Origin of the sequence: Microcoleus sp. M2_D5 (genome assembly GCF_036701935.1) — a bacterium.
Taxonomy (GTDB): Bacteria; Cyanobacteriota; Cyanobacteriia; order Cyanobacteriales; family Microcoleaceae; genus Microcoleus.
Map to the genome: position 1 here is coordinate 1 of NZ_JAUBRP010000132.1, position 1580 is coordinate 1580.

3 protein-coding genes and 1 pseudogene are annotated in these 1580 nt (G+C 41.5%); 1 reads left to right on the plus strand and 3 read right to left on the minus strand.

Going from position 1 to position 1580, the window contains the following annotated elements; genetic code table 11:
• Nucleotides 1–211 (plus strand): annotated as a pseudogene (locus QUA50_RS28490) (hypothetical protein); the annotation flags it as partial.
• 312 nt (nucleotides 212–523) lie between these two features.
• Here the strand turns inward: QUA50_RS28490 and QUA50_RS29335 are convergent.
• The 3 genes from QUA50_RS29335 to QUA50_RS28495 form a co-directional block, all read right to left on the minus strand.
• Nucleotides 524–631 (minus strand): IS1 family transposase, encoded by a 108-nt coding sequence (locus QUA50_RS29335; protein WP_445243201.1) that lies wholly within the window; start codon nucleotides 629–631, stop codon nucleotides 524–526.
• Nucleotides 632–701: 70 nt separating this feature from the next.
• Nucleotides 702–953, minus strand: coding sequence for an IS1/IS1595 family N-terminal zinc-binding domain-containing protein (locus QUA50_RS29340; RefSeq protein ID WP_445243200.1), 252 nt, complete (start codon nucleotides 951–953; stop codon nucleotides 702–704).
• Nucleotides 954–1275: 322 nt separating this feature from the next.
• On the minus strand, nucleotides 1276–1580 hold a 305-nt coding region (locus QUA50_RS28495; RefSeq protein ID WP_333268619.1), incomplete at its 5' end, for a leucine-rich repeat domain-containing protein.

Here is a 1580-nt window from a genome sequence, read left to right on the forward strand (position 1 = left end):
TACCTTCAAACACTCGGCTCTTACTGCTGTACCGCTCGAAAATCAACCCGGACTTCAAGAAATTTGCGATCGCACTGACCGACTTCACCAATTAGGAAATCTAGATCCGTTTGAAGTCGAAATTCTGAACTTGTTAGAAAGAACCACGGCTCTTACTCCCACCGAATTGCAGTATTTAGAACAGATTGAGGATAGACACAAACTTGATTGAGTCCCTCACAACTATTTTTCCTTTTGGGAACAGCAATAACTTCGGGAATTTTAGTTGATTCAATTGACAGTTCAAACACGCTCGTCAATCAATTTTTGTTGAGCTGCTAATTGTTGCAGTGATGCAGTGACTTTTCTACCTGGTGGCGCCGGGTTTTTTGTGTGTTTTTATGCCGTTCGGGGAAAACAATGCTTGTTTTTGGATCGAACATAATCTACACTTATGTTTTACTAAAATTGAAGCAAGAAAAACTCATATTTAACGTTGGTTGAATATATTGATCGCTCTTGTTATTGATTTGCGATCGCTTATTCAGCAAGCCCTATGTACACCAACAATTTCCCTAGTCTCGGCGTCCAATGCCAGCCAAACCCATTGCTGATTTCCTTTACTATCAACGAATGACCATAACTCATCCATCTGAACATTCAAGCGCTTTTTTTCCTTGGGAGTCCGCTACACTTGCTTCTTAACAGTAGTCGCTTGGCTATTAACATATCGCTGCACTGTATCTTCTGACACTTGAAGCACCCGAGCAATCCCTGCCTGAGAAATACGTTCGCATTTGCATCCGTGACATTAACTCTTTTTGTTCTTCTGTAAGAGGCTTCCATGCAGGATTTAAAACAAATTGACGACCACATTCTCGACATTTAAAATTTTGTTTGCCATGCCGAGTTTTACCGTTTCGACTAACTTCTTTTGAGGCACAATTAGGACAATGGGGAATCTCTACTCTCATATCATACTATGATAAACACTTCTCTCTAATAGTAACTTGCTCGATCCTTTCCTTCAAGGCACTACCCAAAAGTTAGATTGTCGAGATAGAAGTAAGACGCTGTAAGGCAAAGTGTAAGACAGTAGGCAATAGGTGGTGGCTATTTTTCCAACGGCCTGAAACCAGCTTTTTCTTTTTAGTAAAAATTTAGCCACCCATTGAAAAAATCCCGCTAGAGGTTTAGACGAGGATAACTCCACTTTTCCTACTCACTCCAAAACCTTGTTCTAGTTGGGGATACTCTAATTTTCTGAACTCTCAAGTTTTAAGAGCTAGGTTCTTGTTACCAATTACAGATAGACTCTGGCTTGAGAGGACAAGTCTTGGGTGCGCTCCAATTTCTGCTGAGGTAAAGAGCGGTCAGTTTAGTCAAGGATGCTAGCGGTTTAATGTCCTTGATTTGATTGTTGTTGAGGTTGAGATCGGTCAGGTTAGTTAAAGATGCTAGCGGTTTGATGTCGCTGATTTGATTGTTGTGGAGATCGAGTACAGTCAGGTTAGTCAAGAGACATCTCCCAAAAAGCCTGTTAACGGCAGCCAGGATGTCTGCCCCACAAGAATTATGGGAGGAGCCTAAAGATGCTAGCG